A 1,385-nucleotide genomic window follows, 5' to 3' on the forward strand; every position below is an offset into this window, starting at 1 on the left:
TTGGTATATGACGCTTACGCAGCTTATTTGACTTAACCTCAAAAAGTTCAAAAAAATGTCGGGTAATTTATTAATCGAAAAAAGAAACCTATCAATCATCCTGTATACTCAAGGTTGATTGATAGGCTTATTACTACATCTTAATATGATTATGCGAAGCTTACATTTAATTCAAACTATCAACGAGATAGTTCAAAAAAAGAAAAAATATCTCAAATGAATTATCTTTTTCTCAACCCTTAGAAAAATTTCATCTTACATACTTAATGCGACAATTAAATTGTTGGGCGCTATGGACATTAATAACTACCACCCTTTTTCAGAATAAAAATCTGTAATATTTCCATCAAAATATTTTTCTTTTCTTGTGAGTCACCAGTCAAAGCTCTTATATATTATCATCGTATCACTAGGAAATCTTTAAATAATTTTTCTAGCTTCAGCATACCATTGATAAACCTCATCGCTTATTTGATAACCATACCCCCAATCAGTACGAATACACTGTTCGGAAAAACCAATTTTTATTAATTTCTTCCTTACCTTGCCTACAAGATTAGACAAATGCACTGATCGAGACGTACCCATATGCTCATCCCAAATGTATTTACATAATTCCTTTCGGGATAAACTCTCATTGGAGTGCTGATAAAGTGTTTCTAACAGCCTCCTTTCAAGCATGGATAGACGAACTCTTGATAATTTAGAAAAATCTTTTTTTATTGTAGCTTCATCTTTTGTGTTAACACCAACTACATTGTTTTGTTTCATCATTAAAGTGGATAGCTGCTCTCTAATCTCCATTTTTGTCATTCCATCATAAAAGAAGGAATGTAATCCCAATAAATTCCATTTTTCTAGCTCCTCATTTGTAAGCTTTGCACCACCTTTCCTTACTATAGAAACTGTACTATTTTTTAATTTTTCAAGATAGATTTTCAAATCAACATCTGCTATTGTTTCACTGAATATGACAATTGAGTAACTTGAAATTACTTTAATCACATCCAAGTTACCAGCGAATAGTTGATAAAATAGATAGCTAGAACAAAATACTTCATAGTTCAAGTTTTGTAATTCATTTTGAAATTCTTGATCTACTAAAACATTCTTCGTTAGAACTAGTATTTGTTTCAAATGAGCTTCCCACCTTCTGTTCAAATATATGAGTAGCTTAACTGGTCGTCTATTCCATATACATAATTCATTCTTAAACAAAAAAGATTACAGACTTACATTGTTTTCCAAAAAATATAGGACATGAAGTTCTTTTGCTTTTTTAGATTGAATAGATAACGAAATATGATTTCCAAATTAGTTTAGTAATGCAATCTAGAAGAGAATTTTTTTATTACTTCGAGTAAAAATACACCATTGTATTATAG

General features: G+C 30.1%; 1 protein-coding gene. It reads right to left on the reverse strand.

Annotated features, from left to right (window positions below; translation table 11 throughout):
• Positions 1 to 420 precede the first annotated feature (420 nt).
• Positions 421 to 1,137, reverse strand: a complete 717-nt coding sequence (locus JZO85_RS22920; protein ID WP_207110827.1) for a winged helix-turn-helix domain-containing protein — start codon at positions 1,135 to 1,137, stop codon at positions 421 to 423.
• Positions 1,138 to 1,385 lie beyond the last annotated feature (248 nt).

The organism is Candidatus Enterococcus murrayae (assembly GCF_017315985.1).
Classification (GTDB): domain Bacteria; phylum Bacillota; class Bacilli; order Lactobacillales; family Enterococcaceae; genus Enterococcus_A; species Enterococcus_A murrayae.